The 19,662-nt window shown below is 75.3% G+C and carries 17 protein-coding genes and 1 riboswitch; of the genes, 4 read left to right on the forward strand and 13 right to left on the reverse strand.

Going from position 1 to position 19,662, the window contains the following annotated elements; all coding sequences use genetic code 11:
* Positions 1-16: 16 nt before the first annotated feature.
* The 5 genes from hpt to dacB all read right to left on the reverse strand — a co-directional run bounded on the left by hpt (position 17) and on the right by dacB (position 5,087).
* The gene (gene hpt, locus ASF47_RS15345) at positions 17-568 is read right to left on the reverse strand and encodes a hypoxanthine phosphoribosyltransferase (RefSeq protein WP_056864886.1); all 552 of its coding nucleotides are present in this window, start codon (positions 566-568) and stop codon (positions 17-19) included.
* A 43-nt stretch (positions 569-611) separates the two neighbouring features.
* The gene (locus ASF47_RS15350) at positions 612-1,322 is read right to left on the reverse strand and encodes an Ig-like domain repeat protein (RefSeq protein ID WP_056864887.1); all 711 of its coding nucleotides are present in this window, start codon (positions 1,320-1,322) and stop codon (positions 612-614) included.
* Positions 1,323-1,544: 222 nt separating this feature from the next.
* Positions 1,545-2,531: a tRNA lysidine(34) synthetase TilS gene (gene tilS, locus ASF47_RS15355; RefSeq protein ID WP_056864888.1), complete on the reverse strand. Its 987-nt coding sequence runs from the start codon at positions 2,529-2,531 to the stop codon at positions 1,545-1,547.
* 20 nt (positions 2,532-2,551) lie between these two features.
* Positions 2,552-3,607 carry a zinc-dependent metalloprotease gene (locus tag ASF47_RS15360; protein ID WP_056864889.1) on the reverse strand — a complete coding sequence of 352 codons (1,056 nt, stop codon included), beginning with the start codon at positions 3,605-3,607 and terminating at the stop codon, positions 2,552-2,554.
* A 52-nt stretch (positions 3,608-3,659) separates the two neighbouring features.
* Positions 3,660-5,087 (reverse strand): D-alanyl-D-alanine carboxypeptidase/D-alanyl-D-alanine endopeptidase, encoded by a 1,428-nt coding sequence (gene dacB, locus ASF47_RS15365; RefSeq protein WP_056864890.1) that lies wholly within the window; start codon positions 5,085-5,087, stop codon positions 3,660-3,662.
* Between the two features lie 221 nt (positions 5,088-5,308).
* Between dacB and ASF47_RS15370 the strand changes: the two genes are divergently transcribed.
* Entirely contained in the window at positions 5,309-5,797 is a 489-nt protein-coding gene (locus tag ASF47_RS15370) for an inorganic diphosphatase (RefSeq protein ID WP_056865249.1), read from the forward strand.
* 54 nt (positions 5,798-5,851) lie between these two features.
* On the opposite strand, the gene ASF47_RS15375 is transcribed toward ASF47_RS15370, so the two are convergent.
* The 6 genes from ASF47_RS15375 to ASF47_RS15400 form a co-directional block, all read right to left on the reverse strand.
* Positions 5,852-6,622: a class I SAM-dependent methyltransferase gene (locus ASF47_RS15375; RefSeq protein WP_056864891.1), complete on the reverse strand. Its 771-nt coding sequence runs from the start codon at positions 6,620-6,622 to the stop codon at positions 5,852-5,854.
* Complete coding sequence (locus ASF47_RS15380) at positions 6,622-8,718, reverse strand: acyl-CoA dehydrogenase family protein (protein WP_082500390.1); 2,097 nt, start codon at positions 8,716-8,718, stop codon at positions 6,622-6,624. Before ASF47_RS15380 ends, ASF47_RS15375 begins: the two co-directional genes overlap by 1 nt.
* Positions 8,719-8,823: 105 nt before the next feature.
* Positions 8,824-9,870 carry a phosphatase PAP2 family protein gene (locus ASF47_RS15385; RefSeq protein ID WP_165699049.1) on the reverse strand — a complete coding sequence of 349 codons (1,047 nt, stop codon included), beginning with the start codon at positions 9,868-9,870 and terminating at the stop codon, positions 8,824-8,826.
* 23 nt (positions 9,871-9,893) lie between these two features.
* Positions 9,894-10,967 carry an ABC transporter ATP-binding protein gene (locus ASF47_RS15390; RefSeq protein WP_056864892.1) on the reverse strand — a complete coding sequence of 358 codons (1,074 nt, stop codon included), beginning with the start codon at positions 10,965-10,967 and terminating at the stop codon, positions 9,894-9,896.
* Between the two features lie 61 nt (positions 10,968-11,028).
* Positions 11,029-12,663: an ABC transporter permease gene (locus ASF47_RS15395; RefSeq protein WP_056864893.1), complete on the reverse strand. Its 1,635-nt coding sequence runs from the start codon at positions 12,661-12,663 to the stop codon at positions 11,029-11,031.
* Positions 12,660-13,781 (reverse strand): thiamine ABC transporter substrate-binding protein, encoded by a 1,122-nt coding sequence (locus tag ASF47_RS15400; protein ID WP_056864894.1) that lies wholly within the window; start codon positions 13,779-13,781, stop codon positions 12,660-12,662. Before ASF47_RS15400 ends, ASF47_RS15395 begins: the two co-directional genes overlap by 4 nt.
* Positions 13,771-13,901, reverse strand: a riboswitch (TPP riboswitch). (Overlaps the previous gene by 11 nt.)
* 104 nt (positions 13,902-14,005) lie before the next feature.
* On the opposite strand from ASF47_RS15400, the gene ASF47_RS15405 reads away from it, so the two are divergent.
* From ASF47_RS15405 to ASF47_RS15415, 3 genes are all read left to right on the forward strand, one after another.
* The gene (locus ASF47_RS15405; RefSeq protein WP_056864895.1) at positions 14,006-14,926 is read left to right on the forward strand and encodes an alpha/beta hydrolase; all 921 of its coding nucleotides are present in this window, start codon (positions 14,006-14,008) and stop codon (positions 14,924-14,926) included.
* 8 nt (positions 14,927-14,934) lie between these two features.
* The gene (locus ASF47_RS15410) at positions 14,935-15,459 is read left to right on the forward strand and encodes a GNAT family N-acetyltransferase (RefSeq protein ID WP_235558772.1); all 525 of its coding nucleotides are present in this window, start codon (positions 14,935-14,937) and stop codon (positions 15,457-15,459) included.
* Between the two features lie 134 nt (positions 15,460-15,593).
* The gene (locus ASF47_RS15415; RefSeq protein ID WP_056864897.1) at positions 15,594-16,997 is read left to right on the forward strand and encodes a M1 family metallopeptidase; all 1,404 of its coding nucleotides are present in this window, start codon (positions 15,594-15,596) and stop codon (positions 16,995-16,997) included.
* On the opposite strand, the gene ASF47_RS15420 is transcribed toward ASF47_RS15415, so the two are convergent.
* Together ASF47_RS15420 and ASF47_RS15425 are read right to left on the reverse strand one after the other, a co-directional pair.
* On the reverse strand, positions 16,991-17,749 hold the full coding sequence (locus ASF47_RS15420; protein ID WP_056864898.1) for a TetR/AcrR family transcriptional regulator: 759 nt from the start codon (positions 17,747-17,749) through the stop codon (positions 16,991-16,993). The genes ASF47_RS15415 and ASF47_RS15420 overlap by 7 nt on opposite strands.
* A gap of 906 nt (positions 17,750-18,655) precedes the next feature.
* Positions 18,656-19,648 carry a sucrase ferredoxin gene (locus ASF47_RS15425; protein ID WP_056864899.1) on the reverse strand — a complete coding sequence of 331 codons (993 nt, stop codon included), beginning with the start codon at positions 19,646-19,648 and terminating at the stop codon, positions 18,656-18,658.
* Positions 19,649-19,662 lie beyond the last annotated feature (14 nt).

The raw sequence follows: 19,662 nt of genomic DNA on the forward strand, positions 1-19,662 counted from the left end.
CCCGGTGGAGCGGCGGTCAGGAGTAGACGTGCGGCGCGAGCGTGCCGATGTCGCGCAGGTTGCGGTACTGCTCCTTGTAGTCCAGCCCGTAGCCCACGACGAACTCGTTGGGGATGTCCCAGCCGACGTACTTGACGTCGACGGGCATCTGCAGGGCCTCGGGCTTGCGCAGCAGGGTGCAGATCTCCACGCTCGCGGGGTTGCGGCTGGTGAGGTTGGAGGTCAGCCACGACAGGGTCAGGCCGGTGTCGATGATCTCGTCGACGATGATCACGTGACGCCCGGAGATGTCGGTGTCGAGGTCCTTGAGGATCCGCACGACGCCGCTGGACTTGGTGCCGGAGCCGTAGGACGACACCGCCATCCAGTCCATCTCGAGGTGGCGGCTGAAGCTGCGGGCCATGTCGGCCATCACCATCACCGCACCGCGCAGGATGCCGACGATCAGCAGGTCCTTGCCGGCGTAGTCGTCCTCGATCCGGGCGGCGAGCTCACCGAGCCGCTCCTGGATCTGGGCCTCGGTGAACAGCACGTTGACGAGGTCGTTCTCCACGTGGGCAGAGTCCATGGCGCAGAGCCTAGGGGCGCTGCGGGTCGGTGGCGACGGCGGGTCAGTGGCGACGGCGGGGCTTGTAGACCTCGACCGGCACCCGCGCGGAGCTGGAGCCCTTGAGCAGGTCGTTGCCGGCGTAGCTGGCGACGAAGGTGTAGTCGCCCCGGCCGAGACGACCCAGGTCGAGCACGACGGTGCCGTTGTCGCGCAGCTGGCCGCGCTCGACGACGCGACGACCGGCGGTGAGCACGACGGAGCCGCTGGGGGTCGCGGGGTCGCCGGCGGCGCTCACGCGCACGCTGACGCGCACCTTGTCGCCGAGCTCGACGCGGCGCGGGGCACGGGCGTCGGTGTCGGAGGCGACCGGCCGCTTGGTCAGCTCGACCTCGCCGATGCCGGCCTTCTCGCGGCGGGCGCGGTCGACGACGACGGTCTCCGTGTCGTAGCCGGGCTTGGAGAAGGTGACCTCGTAGCTGCCGCTGCGCACCCGCAGGGCGAAGTAGCCGTGCTCGATGTCGTTGTCGGGCGAGGCGTAGGACAGGTCGCTGGCCACGACGTCGCCGGTGGCCAGGTCGACGGCCTGCACCTCGACGTCGTCGACGTGGCGACCGCGCTGGTCGACGACCGCGCCCTGCACCATCGCCCCGCCCGTGCCGGCGACCCGGGGGGCGACGCCCAGGCTGGACGCGGTGGCCGTGGTGCCGGGAGCGAGCATGGCCGTGGCGGCGAGGGTGGCGGCGGCGACGAGCGAGGTCGTGAGCATCTTCATCGGGGGGTCTCCGGGGGGAGCGGCGGGCAGGGGGCGCCCGAGGGGGTCAGGTCCGGCGGGGTGGGCCGGGGGCGGCCGGGGGGCTGCCACGCAGACCATCGGCACGTCGGGTCGCCGACCTGAGGCGTTCGGCCCGCCCTGCCCGTGGGGCGTCGAGCGGTCTGGACCGCCCGTCGCGGTCCGGCCCGGGACGGCCCGGGGGGCCCGGGGGCCCGGGAGGGCTCAGGCCACCGGGGGCGCCGCGATCCGCAGCAGGCCGTCGGCCCGGGTGCCGCGCAGGGGCCCGGGGAGGTCGATCCAGCGCTGGCCGTGCCAGTCGGTGACGAGCGCGTCGAGGGCGCGCACGTGCTCGTGGAGGAGCTCGGCGGCCGGGGCCCCGGCGTCGAGGGCGGCCAGGCGCAGGACGCGGCGGCGCAGGGCGTCGGGCCGGTCGGCGAGCTCGGCCACCGGCAGGGCGCCGTCGGGCCCGACCAGCCGGGCGTGCTCGACCTCGGCGAGGTCGTCGAGCAGGTCGGCGTCGGCGCGCAGCTGCTCGGCCGTGCGGGCCAGGGCCGCGGCCACGCCGGGGCCCAGGTGCTCCTCGAGGGCGGGCAGCACGGCGCGGCGCACCCGGACCCGCGCGTAGCCCGGGTCGTGGTTGTGCGGGTCGTCCCAGACGTCGAGGCCCTCGACCTGGCAGGCGGTGACCGTGTCGTCGCGGGCGACCTCGAGCAGCGGGCGGCGGTAGCGGTCGAAGCGGCGGCGCATCCCGGCCAGGGAGCGGGCGCCGGAGCCGCGGGCGAGCCCCAGCAGCACCGTCTCGGCCTGGTCGTCGCGGGTGTGGCCGAGCAGCACCGCGGCGGCGTCGAAGTGGGCGCCGACCCGGTCGAGCACGGCGTAGCGGGCCCGTCGCGCCGCCCCCTCGGGACCCTCGCCGTCGAGCACGACCTGCACCCGCGCCCCCGCCGTCTCGTCGGCGCCCAGCGCGGCCATCTGCTCCACCACGCGGGCGGCCTGCTCGGCCGAGCCCTCCTGCAGGCCGTGGTCGACCGTGACCCCGACGACGCGCCAGCCCCCCGCCCGCGACTCGTGCACCGTGGCGGCCAGCAGGGCGAGCGAGTCGGGCCCGCCGGAGCAGGCCACCACCACCGTCGCGCCCGCGGGGAGGTCGGCCAGCTCCCGGCGTACGGCGAGGCGGACCGCGGCGACCGCGGGGTGCAGCCTGGGCATCGCGCTCGACCCGGCCGGTCTCAGAGGACCCGGGCGACCCAGGCGGAGGGGTCGTGGATCTCGGCCTTGCTCGGGAGGTTCTGAGGGCCGGCCCACACGGCGTTGAACTGCTCCATGCCGACCCGGTCGACGACGGTGCGCACGAAGGCGGCGCCGTCGCGGTACTGCGCCATCTTGGCGTCGAGGCCGAGCAGGCGGCGCAGCAGGCGGTCGAGGGCGCCGACGCCCTTGCGCCGCTCGTCGAAGCGGCCGCGGATGTGCTCGACGCTCGGGATGACGCGCGGGCCGACGCCGTCCATGACCACGTCGGCGTGGCCCTCGAGCAGGCTCATGACGCCGGTGACCTGGTCCATCAGCTCCTTCTGCTCGGGGCTGCTCACCAGGTCCATCAGCGAGCCGCCCTCGCCGTCGCGACCACGCGAGCGCAGCACCTCGCTGACCCGCTTGAGGCCGTCGTCGAGCATGCGGGAGGAGTCCATGGTGTCGGCGACCTGGCCGACCAGGGAGAAGAGGTGGTCGCGCATCCAGGGGACGGCGGTGAACTGCACGCGGTGGGTCTCCTCGTGCAGGCAGACCCAGAGCCGGAAGTCGGTGGGGTCGACGCCGAGCTCCCGCTCGACGTGCACGATGTTGGGGGCGACCAGCAGCAGCCGGCCCGACGGGGCGAAGAACGGGTCGAACTGGCCCAGCACCTTGCCGCCGAGGAAGCCGAGCAGCCCGCCGACCTCGAGACCGGTGATCCGCGACCCCAGGGCCAGCGAGAGCCCCGAGGGGGGCTTCTTCTCCACCAGCTTGGCCACGACCGGGGCCAGCACCGCCTTGAAGCCGTCGGCGTTGGCCTGCACCCACCCGGCACGGTCGACCACGAGGACCGGCGCGGTGCCGTCGGGGGCGTCGAGCCCGGTGAAGTCGCGCACCAGCCCGGTGGAGCGGTGGGCGCCGGCGCGCAGCTCCTCCACGACGGCCGTCGCCTCGGCCCGCCCGACCGTGGGGCCGTCGCCGGCCAGGCGCGAGCCCAGCGAGACCGCGAGGTCCCAGTCGATGATCTCCGGGGTCTCCGGCGTGGGGGTGCTCATGGCCCCGAACCTATCCGTGGCGCCCTGACCCGGGCGCGGGTCAGGGTCCGGGTCACGAGCAGGTGCAGGCCGCGAGGGCGGCCGCGGCGCGGTCGAGGGCGGCCCGGGCGTCGAGGGTGTCGACCTCGCGGATCCGGTCGGCCATGAGCGCGAAGACCAGCGGCGTGCCCCGGCGGTCGACCGCGACGCCGGCCAGGCTGCTCACCCCGGTGAGGGTGCCGGTCTTGGCGCGCACGTCGCCGACCGCGTCCGGAGCCACGTCGTCGAAGCGCAGCGCGAGCGAGCCGGTGAAGCCGGCCACCGGCAGGCCGCCGAGCACGGCGCGCAGCGGGGAGTCCTCGGCGGAGGTGCCGACCGCGCGCAGCACCCCGACCAGTGTCTCGGGGGCGATGAGGTTCTCCCGCGACAGCCCGCTGCCGTCGAGCTGGCGCACCGGCACCGGCACGCCGAGGTCGCGTAGCACCTCGGCGACGCCGGCCACCCCGGCCGCGCTGCTGCCCTCTCCCCCGCTGGCCAGGCCGACGTGGCGCAGCAGCACCTCGGTGGCCTCGTTGTCGCTGACCTGGAGCAGCTGGTCGACGATCTCGGGCAGCGGCGCGCTGCTCACCTCGGCCACCGGGTCGGCACCGACCGCGGCCTGGGCGCGCCGCGGGCGGCCCTGCACCGCCACGCCGGCCTGTCGCAGCGCAGCCGCGAAGACGTCGGCGGCCTCGCGCGCCGGGTCGGCCACGCTGCCGACGCCGCTGGCGGGACGGCCCTCGTCGACCCACAGCGCCGAGATCGGCGCCACGACCCCGTCGGGCACGTAGTCGGCGGGCCACGACGGGTTGACCGCGGGGCCGGTGAAGAGGCCGGCGTCGTAGGTGAGGCGCAGCGGGCCGGCGCCCGTGCCCCGCAGCGCCGCGGCCGTGCGGCGCGCCAGCGTGGTCACGTCGGCCCGCCGGGGGTACGCCGCGCCCTCGGCCGCCGCCGGGGTCCGGGCCAGGAACGGGTCTCCCCCGCCGACGAGGGTCAGCGTCGACCCGCGGCGCACGACCCGCGTCTCGAAGGTGGTCGCGGGGTCGAGCACGCTGAGCGCGCCCACGGCGGTGAGCAGCTTCGTGGTGGAGGCGGGCACGGCGGCCGGCGTCCGCCCGCGGGCCACCAGGCCCACCGGCGCCGACCCCGCGGCGCCGTCGCCGAGGCCGGCCACCGCGGCGACCACGTGGCGCCCGAGGTCGCGGTCGCCGAGCGCGGCCGCGAGCGTGCGTCGTACGGCGGCACGGTCGAGGGTGCGCAGGCCGGCCGCGGCGGCGACGGGCGCCGGCTCGTCGAGGTCGGGGAGGTCGAGGCCGTCGGGCGGCGGGACGCGGGAGGGGTCGTCGGGGCCGGGCGCGGGGTCGCCGGTGAGCGCGGCGAAGCGGTCGCCGACCTCCCGGGCGGCGTCGTCGAGCACGCCGGTGCGCCACGCCGCGGCCCCGCCGGCGCCGAGCGCGAGCATGAGGACCACCGCCAGCAGACGCCCGCCACGCCGCCGCGGAGCGTGGCCTGCGTCACGTCGACCCACCGAATCCCCTTCCCGCTGCAGCGTTTCGGGTCATTGTGCGCGACAATCGCCGCCGGGCCCACGTCGGGCCCGAGGACCTGGCCCCCGACCCGACCGGTCGAGGGCCCACCGACATCCGGCCCACGACGGGCCGACACAAGCGGAGGCTGACTGTGCTGGAGTTCGACGTGCTCGTGGAGATCCCCAAGGGTCAGCGCAACAAGTACGAGGTCGACCACGAGTCGGGGCGCATCCGCCTGGACCGCACCCTCTTCACCTCCACGCAGTACCCCGCCGACTACGGCTACATCGAGGACACGCTCGGCATGGACGGCGACCCGCTCGACGCGCTGGTCATCCTCCAGGAGCCGACCTTCCCGGGCTGCCTGATCAAGTGCCGCGCGATCGGCATGTTCCGCATGACCGACGAGGCCGGCGGCGACGACAAGGTCCTCTGCGTGCCGGCGACCGACCCGCGCCAGGAGCACCTGCGCGACATCAGCCACGTCTCGAAGTTCGACCGCCTGGAGATCCAGCACTTCTTCGAGGTCTACAAGGACCTCGAGCCCGGCAAGTCCGTCGAGGGCGCGGAGTGGGTCGGCCGCACCGAGGCCGAGGCCGAGGTCCACGCCTCCTTCGACCGCTTCAAGAAGACCGGCCACTGAGCCGACGCCCTCCCGCAGCCCCCGTCCGGTCACCCGGGCGGGGGCTGCGGTGCGTCAGGGGAGGCGGCGGACACCGCGCACGTAGGCCACGGCGCCGCTGACCTGGAGGGTGACGTCCTGGACGCCGCCGCGGGCCAGCCAGCTGCGCAGCTCGACGCTGGAGCAGCCCGGCCCGAGCAGCCCGCTGGCGCGACCGACCTGCCAGGCCGGCGACAGCGCCGGCACGGTGCCGCGCAGCAGCAGGCTGGCGCTGAGCACGCCGCCGGGCCGCAGCACCCGCGCGAGCTCGGCCACCGCGGCGGCGGGGTCGGGGAAGCAGTGCAGCCCCATGAGGCTGACGACGAGGTCGAAGGAGGCGTCGTCGAAGGGCAGGTCGGCCACGTCGGCGGCCACCGTGGTGACCAGGTGGTCGACCTTGCGGTCGGCGGCGGCGCGTCGGGTCCGCTCGAGCATCACCTCGGCGATGTCGACGGCCACCACCTCCACCTGCTGGTCGGCGCGCAGCGAGCGCAGCGCCACCCCGCCGCCGCACGGCACGTCGAGCACGCGGGCGCCGTCGGGCAGGTGGCCGACCTCCTCGGCGGCGGTGAAGAGCAGCTGCTGGTCGGTGCCCAGGCCCAGGCGCCACAGCGGCCCACCGACGCCGGGGTGCTCGACGGTCCAGTCGTAGAAGGCGCCCCACAGCGGGTCGCCCTCCCAGCCGCCGGTGACCCGCCCGGGCAGGCGCGCGACCTGCTCGCCGGCCGCACGCGCCCCGACGTACGCCGAGCCGAGCGCACCGCCGACGGCGGAGACCAGGCGGGCCGGCCCGCGCGGGCGCGCCATCAGGCCCCGGCCCGCTCCGCCGCGGCGCGCACCGAGGACTCGCGCGGGGTGCCGGCGGGGCCGACGAGGCCCGGCGAGCGCAGCATCTCCTCGGGCACGCCGAGGGCGTCGACGAGGTCGACCGCGATCGGGCGGACCTTGCGGCACAGCGAGGAGACCTCGCGGCTGATCGCCTTGGAGCGCTGCACCGAGAGCCGGCCGTGCTCCATGAACCACGCCCGGTGGGCCTCGATGACCGAGAGGGCGTGCAGGTCGCAGAGCAGGTTGAGGGCCACCTTCTGGTCGCCGTCGGGCAGGGCGCGCACCTTGGCCACGAAGGCCTCGAGCACGAGCCGCTCCATGTGGGCGTGGGCGGCGCCGATCACGTGGTCCTGCACGCGCGAGAAGACCTGGCCGGCGTTCATGCCGCCGTCGATGCCGCGCTTGAGGCGCCGCGCGACCCCGCTGACCATGTGCTCCTCGCGGAAGCGGAGCATGCCGAGCTGGTACTCGGGGTCGAGCAGCCCGGCCTCCTGGTCCCACTCGTCGCCGCCGGGCAGCACGTCGCGCAGCCGCTGCACCAGCTTGTGCACGGCCGTCTTCTCCACGACGGTCTCGACGGCCAGGCCGGCGACGAAGCGGACCATGCCGAACTGGTCCATGTCCTCGAACTCGCTGGCGTAGCCGGTGAGCAGGCCCTTGGCCACCAGCTGCATGAGCACGGTGTTGTCGCCCTCGAAGGTGGTGAAGACGTCGGTGTCGGCCTTGAGCGCGGCGAAGCGGTTCTCGGCGAGGTAGCCCGCGCCGCCGCAGGCCTCCCGGCACTCCTGGATGGTGCGGGTGGCGTGCCAGGTGCCGAGCGCCTTGGTGCCGGCGGCACGCGACTCCAGCTCGCGCTTGGCCGTCTCGGCCTCGACCTCGTCGCCGCCGGCGGCGGTGGCCACGGCGTGCAGGTCGGCGGCGACGACCTCCTGGGCGAAGTGGAGCGCGTAGGTGCGGGCCAGCAGCGGCAGCAGCCGGCGCTGGTGCACGCCGTAGTCGAGCAGCAGCTCCTCCTGCTCGGGGTCGGAGGCCTCGAACTGGCGGCGCCGGTCGCCGTACCTGACCGCGATCGCGATCGCGACCTTGGCGGCGTTGATGCCGGCGCCGCCGACGCAGACGCGGCCCTGGATGAGGGTGCCGAGCATGGTGAAGAAGCGGCGGTTGGGGCTCTCGATCGCGCTCTCGTAGACGCCGGCGGGCGTGACGTCGGCGAAGCGGTTGAGCAGGCTCGTGCGCGGCACCCGCACGTGGTCGAACCACAGCCGGCCGTTGTCGACGCCGTCGAGGCCCATCTTGGGGCCGTCGTCCTCGATGCGCACGCCCGGCGCGGGCTCGCCGTCGACGCGGATCGGCACCACGAAGGCGTGGACGCCCTGCGACTCCCCGCCGATCTCGAGCTGGGCGAAGACCACGGCGACCGTGCCGTGGACGGCGGCGTTGCCGATGTAGTCCTTGCCGGCCTCCTCCGAGGTCGTGGTGATCACGAACTCCTGGGTGGCCAGGTCGAAGGTCGCGACGGTGCCGAGGGCCTGCACGTTGGACCCGTGGCCGGTCTCGGTCATCGCGAAGCAGCCCAGCAGCCGCCCGGCGATGAGGTCGGGCAGGTAGCGGTCGTGGTGCTCCTTCGTGCCGAGCTGGAGCACGGCGCCGCCGAAGAGGCCGAACTGCACGCCGGTCTTCACCAGCACCGAGAGGTCGCCCAGCGCGAGGGTCTCGAAGGCCGCCACCGAGGCGCCGACGTCGCCGCCGCCGCCGTACTCCTCGGGGAACCCGAGGCCGCTCTGGCCGGTCGAGGCGATCTCGACCACGACGTCCTTGACCCGCTCGCGGAACTCGTCGGGCGTCATCGTCTCGGCGTCGCGCAGCACCTGCGCGTGGTCGACGAGGCTGTCGCGCACGAGCTGGCGCACCTCGGCGTACTTCCCGTCGAGCAGGCGGGTCATCGCCGCCACGTCGACCTCGGGCTGACGGTAGCCCGAGCGGTGACGCTCCGGCTCGGGCGTGCTCGCGGCCGGGGCGGGGACCTCGGTGGCGGCCGACGGGGTGACGGTGGTGCTGACGGTGTCGCTTGACATGCTCCGACGCTACTCGCGGGTCACCGGGGCCGCCCAGGGAAACGCCCGATCTGCCGCCCTCACGGGTGAGACCCGGGCGCGGCGGGCACGGTCCGGGCCGGGGGCTCAGTCGCGGGAGACCGGCACCTTGGAGGTGGTGGTCGTCGGGTGCGACTGGAGCGGGTAGCGGTCGAACTTCTGTCCGCTGGCCAGGCCACCGACGTAGAAGGCGACCAGCGCGATCATGATGCCGGCGATGTCGTCGGCGATGTAGTGCCAGCCGAAGTAGAGGGTGGCGACGACGGTGACGCCGAAGTTGACCCAGAACACGACCTTGAGCACACGGTTCTGCAGCGTGAACTGCACCATGAGGGCCACCAGCAGCGTGATCGCGGTGTGGAGGCTGGCGAAGCCGGCGACCGACTGCACCTGGCCCTCCAGGCCCGGGATCATGTAGCTCTGCCGGGTGTAGACCAGCGACTCCATCAGCGACGTCGTCGGTGTGTCGGCCAGCGGCTGGTAGATCGCGACGTACTCCAGGCCCGGGCCCAGGGTGGGCAGGGCGTAGTAGGAGATCGTGCCGAGGGTCCACGCCACGCACTGCGAGGTCACGAACCAGTAGCCGTAGGACATGTTGCGCGACCACACCAGCCAGGCCGTGACCGCCAGCGGCACCAGCGGCAGGAACCACAGGTAGATGTAGCTGAGCAGGTGGGCGGCGACGGTGGTGCCGAGCAGGTCGTGCAGCACGATCGCGGGGTCGTTGCCGAAGAAGAGCGCGCGGTCGAGCAGGTGCAGCTCGCGGTCGTACATCCGGTCGGAGACGAGCGGGAGGTAGGACTTGATGTTGCGGTAGCAGACGTAGACGACGTAGAAGCAGATGATGCCGAGCGCGACCAGCGTCAGGCGCTCCTTGTTCCAGTGCGAGCGCAGGCGCTCGCGCACGATCGCCGGCATCAGCGTCGGGCGGCCCTTGGAGTACCACAGCGTGCGTGGCAGCAGGTCGAGCAGCAGCGCGCCGAGCAGCAGCAGCGGCAGGCGCAGCCACGACGGGCCGAGGAAGCTGCCCTCGGGGTCGACGAGGCCCTGGTCGAGCACGGCGGCGGTGATGACGGCCCACAGGCCCATCCCGATCGCGGTGACCACGAGGAGGACGTAGGCGCGGCGATACACGCAGGTCAGTGTAAGGACTGTCCCTACGCTTCGCCCCCTCCGCGCGCCCCGGGGAGCACCGCGAGCCGCGTGGCGTCCACCACCACGCCCACCCGGTCGCCCGGCGCCACGCGGTGGTCGAGGCCCGCCACGGCGTCGACCTCGCCCACCCCGTCGACGTCGAGGACCAGCCGCAGCTGCTCCGGCGTGCCCCGCAGCGAGCGCACCGTCGCCGCCAGCGCGCCGGCCTGCGCGCCCGGCTGTGCGCCCGGCTGTGCGCCCGTCTGCCCGGGCGTGGCCAGCTGCAGCGCGGAGCGGCGTACGGCGACCGCCGCGGCCCCGCCCGCGGCGACGGGCCGGCCGGCCGCCGCCAGCACCCGGTCGGCCGCGGGGCCGTGCAGGACGCGGGCGTAGCCCAGGAAGAGGGCGGTGGCCTCGTCGACGGGGTGGCGCCACACCTCGCCGATGTCGCCGTGCTGCACCAGGCGACCCGCCCGCATCACCGCGAGCCGGTCGGCCACGGTGAAGGCCTCCTCGTGGTCGTGGGTCACCATCAGCGCGGTCGTGCCGGCGCGGCGGAGGATGTCGCGCAGCTCCACGGCCAGCCGCTCGCGCAGCCCGGCGTCGAGGGCCGAGAGCGGCTCGTCGAGCAGCAGCAGCCGGGGCTCGACGGCCAGCGAGCGGGCCAGCGCCACCCGCTGGCGCTCGCCGCCCGACAGCGTGCCGGGCAGCCGGTCGGCGTAGCCGGTGAGCCCGACCAGCTCCAGCAACTCCTCGACGCGGCGGGCCTCCTCGCGGGCCCCGGAGCGCGAGCGGCGGCGCAGGCGCAGGGCGTAGCCCACGTTGCGCCCGACGGTGAGGTGGCCGAAGAGCTGCCCGTCCTGGAACATCAGCGCGAAGCCCCGCCTGTGGGTCGGCACGCGGGCCAGGTCGTCGCCGTCCCACGCGATCCGGCCCGTCGCGGGCTCGAGGCCGGCCACCGCGCGCAGCAGCGTCGACTTGCCGCACCCCGAGGGGCCCAGCACGGCGAGCACCTGGCCGTCGGGGAGGTCGAGGTCGACCCCGCTGACGGCCGGGCGGCCGTCGTAGGACACCGAGACGTCGCTCAGCGCGAGCATCGCGCTCCTCCTGTCGTCGGGCCGGTCACGGGGCCGGTCACGGGGCCGGTCACAGGGCCGGTCACAGGGCCCCCAGCGACGGCACGCGCAGCCGCTCGACGGCCAGCATCACACCGGCGGTGGCCGCGGCCAGCACCACGGAGGCGGCCAGGGCCATGCCGTAGTTCATCGCCCCGGGGCTGCCGATGAGGCGGTAGATGACCACCGGCAGGGTCGGGGACTCCTCGCGCGCGAGGAAGGAGGTGGCCCCGAACTCCCCCAGCGACACCGCGAAGGCGAAGCCGGCGGCGGCCAGCAGGGGGCGCCACACCACCGGCAGGTCGACGGTGAGCACGGTGCGCCAGGCCCCGGCGCCCAGCGAGGCGGCCGCCTGGCGCTGCCGGTCGTCGACGCCGCCGAGCACGGGGGCGATCGTGCGCACCACCAGCGGCAGCGCCACCAGCGCCTGGGCCACCGGCACCAGCAGCGGGGAGTCGCGCAGGTCGAGCGGCGGGGAGTCGAGGGTGATGAGGAAGCCGAAGCCGAGCGTCACCGCCGAGACGCCCAGGGGCAGCATGAAGAAGCCGTCGAGGGCCGCGCGCACCCGCCGCTCGGCCCGCCCGCGGGAGCCCCGGGTGACCACGACGGCCACCAGCAGGCCCAGGGTCAGCGACATCCAGGTCGCGTCGACCGCGGTGCGCAGCGAGGTGAGCAGCGCGTCGGTCACCGGCACCAGCAGGGCGCCGCCCTCGCCGGGGGTGCGCAGGGCGCGGTAGTTGCCCAGGCTCCAGGCGTCGTCGACGCGCAGCGAGCCGCTCACCAGCACCGCCACGGGCGCGGCGACCACCACGAGCAGCAGCGCGGTGGCGCCCAGCTGGGGGAGGTCGCCTCGGCGGGGGCGGCGCGGGCGGGGCACGACGCGCGCCAGCGTCGGATCGGGCACCGCCCGCAGCCGCGCGGCCACCAGCAGCAGCGCGGTGACCGCCACGAGCTGGAGGATCGACAGGGCCGCGGCCGCCTGGAGGTCGAGCAGGTTGGTGGTGAGCAGGTAGATCTCGGTCTCCACCGAGGAGTAGCGCAGGCCGCCCAGGGTCAGCACGACGCCGAAGGCGGTGGCGCAGAAGAGGAAGACCACGCTGGCCGACGACACGATCGCCGGGCGCAGCGCCGGCAGCGTCACGGTGCGCAGCACCTGCAGCGGGCTCGCACCCAGCGCCGCGGCCGCCTCGCCCGGGCGCGGGTCGAGCGACTCCCACGCCGCGCCCACGCCGCGGATGACCACGGCGACGTTGAAGAAGACCAGGCCCGCCACGATCGCCACCGGGCTGCCGTCGAGGCCGAGGAAGGCCAGCGGGCCCGCCTCGCCCAGCAGCTGGCGGAAGGCGATGCCGACGACCACGGTCGGCAGCACGAAGGGCACGAGCAGAGCGGCGCGCACCACCCGGCGCAGCGGGAAGTCGAGGCGGTGCAGGGCGAAGGCGGCCGGAAGGCCCAGCAGCACCGACAGCGCCGTGGCCACCGTCGCCGACCAGACGGTGAACCACAGCACCCGGTGCACCCGCTCGCGGCCCAGCACCTCGAGCACGGCGCCCGGGTCGAGCACGCCGTCGACGACGAAGCCCCGCGCGAGCATGCCGCTCACCGGCAGCACGAAGAAGACCGCCAGCACCGCCACCGGCAGCGCCGCGAGCGCCAGCAGGGTCAGCCCACGCCTCACCGGGTGACGACGTCCGTCCACTCCTGCAGCCACGTGGCGCGCTCGGTGGCGATCTCGGCGGGGTCGACCTCGTAGGGGTCGGTGGGGCGCTCGGCGTGCTGCGCCCAGTCGGCCGGCAGCTCGGTGCCCTCGACGACCGGGAAGACGTACATCGACTCCGGCAGCGCGGCCTGCACCTCCGGCCCGGTCATGAAGCGCACCAGCGCCTCGGCCCCGGCCACGTTCTCCGCGCCCGCCAGGACCCCGACGTACTCGACCTGCTGGAAGCAGGTGTCGAGCAGCGCCCGGGTGGTCGACGAGCCGTCGTCGGCGAGGGTGAAGGCCGGGGAGGAGTCGTAGGAGACGACGACCGGGCGGTCGCCGGAGCCGCCGCCCTGGGTGAAGTCGGTCTGGTAGGCGTCCGACCAGCCGTCGACGAGCTTGGCGCCGTTGTCCATGAGGTCGGCCCAGTAGTCGGGCCAGTCCTCGCCGTACTCCGCGATCGTGGCCAGCAGGAAGGCCAGGCCCGGGGAGCTGGTCGTGGCCCCGGGCACCACGAGCAGGTCGCGGTAGGCGGGGTCGGTGAGGTCGTCGAGCGAGGCCGGCGGCTCGAGGTCGCGCTCGGCGAACCACGTCTCGTCGACGTTGACGCACACGTTGCCGTTGTCGACCGCGGTCAGCGCCCCGTCGTCGTCGCCGGGCACCGCGTAGTCGGAGACCCCGGCGGGGGTCTCGAAGGAGTAGGGGGCGAAGACGCCCTCCTCCAGGGCGCGGGAGGCGAAGGTGTTGTCCACGCCGAAGGCCACGTCGCCGGTCGGGGAGTCCTGGGTCAGGACCAGCTTGTTGGTCAGGCTGCCGGCGTCACCGGAGGCGCGGACCACCAGGTCGTAGCCCGACTGCCGCTCGAAGGCACGCTCGACCTTCGTGGGCAGGAAGAACGACTCGTGGGTGACCAGCACGACCTCGCTGCCGTCGCCGGTGGCCCCCTCGGTGCCGCCGGCGTCGGTGGAGGAGGGGCCCGCACCGCCCGCGTCACCGGCGGTCGGGTCGTCGTCGCCGGTGCCGACCAGCGAGCAGGCCGGGGTGAGGCCGAGGACCACCGCGGTGGTCAGGACGGTGAGTGCGCGCGCACGCCTCATGTGGACTCCCTTCGCCGGTGCTAACCGGAGCAGGTTCGGAGGGTCTGCGGTACGACGCGACTCGTCGTCCGCACTCTCAGCACGCCACCGGTGGCCGGTCGTGCTCCCCTGTCTTCTGCGGCCAGTGTAGGTCGCCGGCCGCTCCGGCACGGTCGGCCGCCGGGCCGTGGCCACCCGGCGCCCGCCCGGTGGGTGCGGCTGGCGGGGTCTGAGAGGCTTCCGGCGTGCCGAGCCTCCGCCACCAGCTCCTCGCGACCCTCATCCCCCGACTGCGCCGGGCCGGCGAGCTGAGCTCGCTGCCCGAGGAGCGCGAGCGCGTGCTCGAGGGGCAGGCACGCCGCGCGCCCGGGCTGGCGACGGGGCTGGTGCCCGGCTTCGCGCGGCGCTTCACCCTGGTCACCGACTCCTCCGCCGGCTTCGACGTGCACGTGCTCGCCCCACGCGGGGTCGAGCCCGAGCGGACCCTGGTGTGGATGCACGGCGGCGCCTACGTCGCCGGCATCGACCCCTTCCACGTGCGCTACGCCGCCGCGCTCGCCCGCCGGCTCGGGGTGCGGGTGGTGCTGCCCGACTACCCGCTGGCCCCGGGCAGCACCTGGGCCGACTCCCACGACCGGCTCGTCGACGTCGTCGCGCGCGCCTGCGCCCACGGCCCGGTGCTGCTGGGCGGCGACTCCGCCGGCGGCGGCATCGCGCTGGCCGTGGCCCAGAGCGTGCGCGACCGCGGTCTCGACCCGGCGGGGTCGCTGGAGCGGCTGCTGCTGCTCTCGCCCTGGGTCGACCTCACCACCTCCACGCCCGCGACGCGGTGGTTCGCGGCGCGCGACCCGTGGCTCTTCGAGTCCAAACTGCACGCCTACGCCGCGTGGTGGGCCGGCTCCCCCGACGACCTGGCCCGCCCCGAGGTCTCCCCGGCGCTGGGCGACCTCGCCGGCCTGCCGCCGGCGCTCGTGCTCTGCGGCACGCGCGACCTGCTCGTCCCCGGCGTACGGCTGCTGGCGCGGCGGGCCGCCGAGGCCGGGTGGGACCTCACCTACGTCGAGGAGTCCGACCTCATCCACGTCTACCCGATCCTGCCGCTCATCCCCGAGGCACGTCGGGCCCGGCGCACCGTCGAGGCCTTCCTGCGGGGGTCGGCCCGGTGAGCGGCCCGGTGAGCCGTTCGGCGGGCGGTTCGGCGGGCGGCCCGGTGGTGTGGTCGAGCAACTTCGCGGGGCTCGCGCCGGCGGTCGCCTACGCCGCGTGGCGGCTGAGGCAGGAGGTCTTCGTGGTCGAGCAGGCCTGCCCCTACCCCGACCTCGACGGCCGTGACACCGAGCCCGGCACCCGCCACGTCGTGCTCCCCGACCCCGAGCGACCCGACGAGGTGCCGGTGCTGGGCTACGCCCGGGTGCTCGACGACGGCGCCACGTGGCGCATCGGCCGGGTCGTGCTGCATCCCGCGGGGCGCGGGCGAGGGCTCAGCGGTGCGCTGATGGAGGCGTGCGTGGCGCTGTGCGACGGGGCCGGGACCGGGAGCGAGACCGGGGCCGAGACCGGGAGCGCGGTGCGCCGTGACGTCGTGCTCGACGCCCAGGCGCCGCTGGCGGGCTGGTACGCCGGCTTCGGCTTCGCCGTCGACGGGCCGGAGTTCCTGGAGGACGGCATCCCCCACGTGCCGATGCGACGGCGCGGCTGAGAGGTCCCGGCGTGGCCTGCGGGGGTGGTGGGGGCCGCGGGGGTTTCGAGACGGTCGCTGACGCTCCCTCCTCGACCACCGGGGGCGGGGCGGGGCGGTCGCCGGCGGGGTCGGGCGGGCGTAGGGTCCGAGACGTGCTGCGACGACTCGGACTCTCCCTGGCCACCCTCGCCCTCGCCTCGACCGGGGTGGTGGCGCTCGCGCCCCCGGCGGCGTACGCGGCCCAGGCCGGCAGCGAGGCCGGTGCGGGCGGCGACACGCTCTTCCCGCGGCAGGGCGACGCGCGCTACCAGGTCCGGTCCTACGACGTGTCGCTCGACTACACGCCCGTGACCAATCGGCTCACCGCCACGACGCGGATCGTCGCCGTCGCGGCGCGCGACCTGGGCCGCTTCGACCTCGACCTTGAGGGTCTCGACGTGTCGCGCGTGCTGGTCGACGGCGAGCAGGCCGCCTTCTCGCGCGACGGCCACGAGCTCACGGTGCGCCCCGACGGCGGGCTCGACCGGGGGCGCTTCACGGTGCGCGTCGACTACGGCGGCGAGCCGCAGGAGCACATCGACCCCGACGGGTCCACCGAGGGCTGGGTCCGCACGGCCGACGGCGCCACCGCCCTGGGCGAGCCGGTCGGCACGATGACCTGGATCCCCTCCAACAACACCCCCGGCGACAAGGCGCGCTACACCTTCCGCCTCACCGTGCCCACCGGCTACGAGGCCACCGCCAACGGCGTGCTCGTCTCCCAGCGCGACGAGGGCCTCACCACCACGTGGACCTGGCGGGCCGACGACCCGATGGCGACCTACCTGGCCATGGTCTCGATCGGGCAGTTCGACGTCTTCGAGTCGCAGACCGAGTCGGTCGACGGCCGCACGATCCCAATCTGGTCCTTCACCGACGTGACCGGCGGCGACGCCGCTGCGGCGCGGCGGCTGCTGCCGAAGGTGATCGCCTTCCAGGAGAGGCTCTTCGGCCCCTACCCCTTCGACGCCGCCGGGCTGGTCGTCGACGACGCCGACGTGGGCTACGCGCTGGAGACCCAGACCCGCCCGTTCTACCCCTCGGTCGGCGCCGCCGACGGCGCGCTCGTCCACGAGACCGCGCACCAGTGGTTCGGCGACTCCGTGACCCTGGTCGATTGGCACGACATCTGGCTGGCCGAGGGCTTCGCGACCTACGCCGAGTGGCTCTGGGACGCCCGCCACGGCGGTGACACCCCCCAGGAGCACTTCGACGACCTGTACGACACCCCGGCCTCGGGTGCCCTGTGGCGCCCGGCGCCCACCGAGTTCACCGACGCCGCCGACCTCTTCGGCAGCCCGGTCTACAACCGCGGGGCGATGACGCTGCACGCGCTGCGCAAGGAGGTCGGCGGCGACGACTTCTTCCGGATCGTGCGGCTGTGGGCGCAGCGCAACGAGGACGGCAGCGTGCGCACCGCGCAGCTCGTGCGGCTCGCGGAGCGGGTCTCCGGTCGCGAGCTGTCGCCGCTCTTCCGCACCTGGCTGGAGAAGGCGGGCAAGCCGGCCGGTTACTGACCGCTGGGCTCGGAGTCGCTGGGTCCGGGGCCGCTGGGTCCGGGGCCGCTGGGTCCGGGGCCGCTGGGTCCGGGGCCGCTGGGTCCGGGGCCGCTGGGTCCGGGGTCGCTGGGTCCGGAATCGTGGGACCTTCGGTCGGTGGGCCCGGGCCCGGAGTTGTCGGCCTGGCCGGGGGCCGCGGGCCGGCGTGGCTCGCGGACCGGCCCGTGCTGGCGCAGGAGCGCGATGGTGGCCCAGCCGAGGGCGTCGAGCGCCCGCTGCGGCGACCACGGTTCCTGCCGGTCGCAGAGCGCGACCCGGAGCCCGTCGACCAGACCCTGGAGCACGTCGAGGGCGACCTCGTCGTCGAGGCCGGTCAGGTGTCGGATCCAGTGGCGCTCCTGGGTCCGGGCCTGCGCGACCGCCGCGGCGAGGGCGTCGTCGGCCCGGGCGAGCTCGCAGAGGGCCAGCCACACCCTGACCGCGCGGTGGCCCTCCTCACCGTGGGGCAGCAGCGTCGCGAGGGGACCGTCGCCCCGGCCCCTGCCGCCGAGGTCGCTGGTCGCTCGCACACCGGCCCAGGCCCGGACGCACATCAGCTGCATCAGCCGCTCCCGTCCGCCGAGGTGGTGCAGCACGGTGCTCGGGCTGAGGTCGGCCTCGGCCGCGATCCGGCGCAGCGACAGGGCCTCCACCCCGTCACGCGTCACCAGCCGCGACACGGCGGCCGCGAGCTCCTCGACGCGGTAGGTGGTGTCGAGGATCCGGGGCACGACGTCATCCCAGCACGGTCGGACGCAGCGCGTCGCCGGCTCTCCACAGGCCCGGTCGCCACCGGCCGCCTCTCCACGGACCGGCTCACCGCCGGCTGCCCCTCGCGGCCGCCGGTCGCTCGTCGGGCAGTCCGCGGTGAGCGTCCGCGGGTTGAACGAACGTTCGATCAACCCGCGAGCGACTCCCCCGCGAAGCCGGAGCGACCGGCCGCACCGACCAGCAGCGAGCCCAAGGGCGGAGCGCTCCGGTCACGCCGAGACGTTGAACGAACGTTCGATCAACCCGCGAGCGACTCCCCCGCGAAGCCGGAGCGACCGGCCGCACCAACCAGCAGCGAGCCCAAGGGCGGAGCGCTCCGATCATGCCGAGACGTTGAACGAACGTTCGATCAACCCGCGAGCGACTCCCCCGAAGCCGGAGCAACCCGCCGCACCAACCAGCAGCGAGCCCAAGGGCGGAGCGCTCCGATCATGCCGAGACGTTGAACGAACGTTCGATCAACCCGCGAGCGACTCCCCCGGAAGCCGGAGCGACCAGGCACGCTCGGTCGGCAGCAGGCGCGGGCCGGACGGGCCTGCGGCGGTGGGAGCGCGGCGGTGGGAGCGCGGCGGTGGGAGCGCGGCGGTGGGAGCGCGGCGGTGGGAGCGCGGCGGTGAGGATCCGCGGACGGACCGAACGATCCACCACCCCTGGAGCCGCCCCCGGAGAGCCGCGCCGACGGGCGCGCCAGTCAGCGAGGGACGCGAGCCGAGCGCGAGGACCCCGCGGTCATGACCGGGGTTGGACGAGCGTTCGACCACGCCCAAAGCACGTCCTTGGGGAGCGACTCGCGAGATCCGGTCACCCGTCGCCGATGCCTGTCGCGGGGCCGAGCACGGTGGCTGCTCCGCGCGCGGGGCGTCGACTCAGCGGGCCCCTTCCCCGCGGTCGAGCCGCACGTGGTCGGCGTGCCAGCTTGTCGCCGGCTTGGCCCGGGTGTCGCCGCAGGACCCGAGGCGGGCCGCCACCGTGGACGACAGGTGGACGGTCGCCACGAACGCACCCGCGGGGTCGACGACCCGCAGCACGGCCCGCTGTCCCCCTGCCTGTCCCTCTGCCTGCCCCGCTGCCTGCCGCCCCTCTGCGTGCACCTCGGCACGCCCCTCGGCACGCAGCGGCGGGAGCGCCTCGAGGCTGACCGCGAGCGGCACGTCCTGGGCCAGCCCGAGCCGCTCGCGCACCGCCAGCTCGGCGACCTGCTCGGGCGCGGACCGCCCGGCGCTCCCCCGTACGCGCCCGGGCGGGAGCGCACCGGCCACGACGGCCTCGGCCACCGCCACGGCGTCGTCGGCGCCGACCCGGCCGAGGGCCAGTCCGCTGGGGAGGGCCAGCAGGGTCCCGGAGAAGCGGTGGCCGCCGAGGTGGGTGGTCTCCCAGGTGCCCTCGGGCCAGCGGGCGGCCAGCGCCGCGGCGACCGGGCGACCGAGCTCGGCGCAGCACAGGTCCCGCGAGCCGTTGGTGCACACCAGCCACAGCGGCTCCGCGTCGTCGTGGTGGGGCAGCAGCCCGGAGCCCTCGGGGTCGTGGGGGTCGACCCCGGTGACGGCGTCGGCCGAGGGCAGCGTGGCCGACCAGAGCCGCGGTGCCTCCCCGTCGTCGAGGTGGGCCACGACCACCCGGGCCGGTGTGACCTCGCCGGGCAGCGGCGTACGGGCGCCGGGGCGACGGAGCAGCTGGACGCGCACGTCGCGCAGACCGGCGAGGTGGGCGCGAGCGGACTCGGGCAGGCGCGACTCGCGGAGCGCCTTGCGCCCCCACGGCCCGGGCTGCTCGAGGAAGAGCCAGCGACGGTCGGTGGGTGCGGTGCCGGCGAGCGGCTCGTCGTCGGCGAGGCTGGCGGCGGCGCAGCGGAGGTCCACCGGCCCATCAGACC

This window comes from Nocardioides sp. Leaf285 (assembly GCF_001422955.1).
Lineage (GTDB): Bacteria > Actinomycetota > Actinomycetes > Propionibacteriales > Nocardioidaceae > Nocardioides > Nocardioides kribbensis.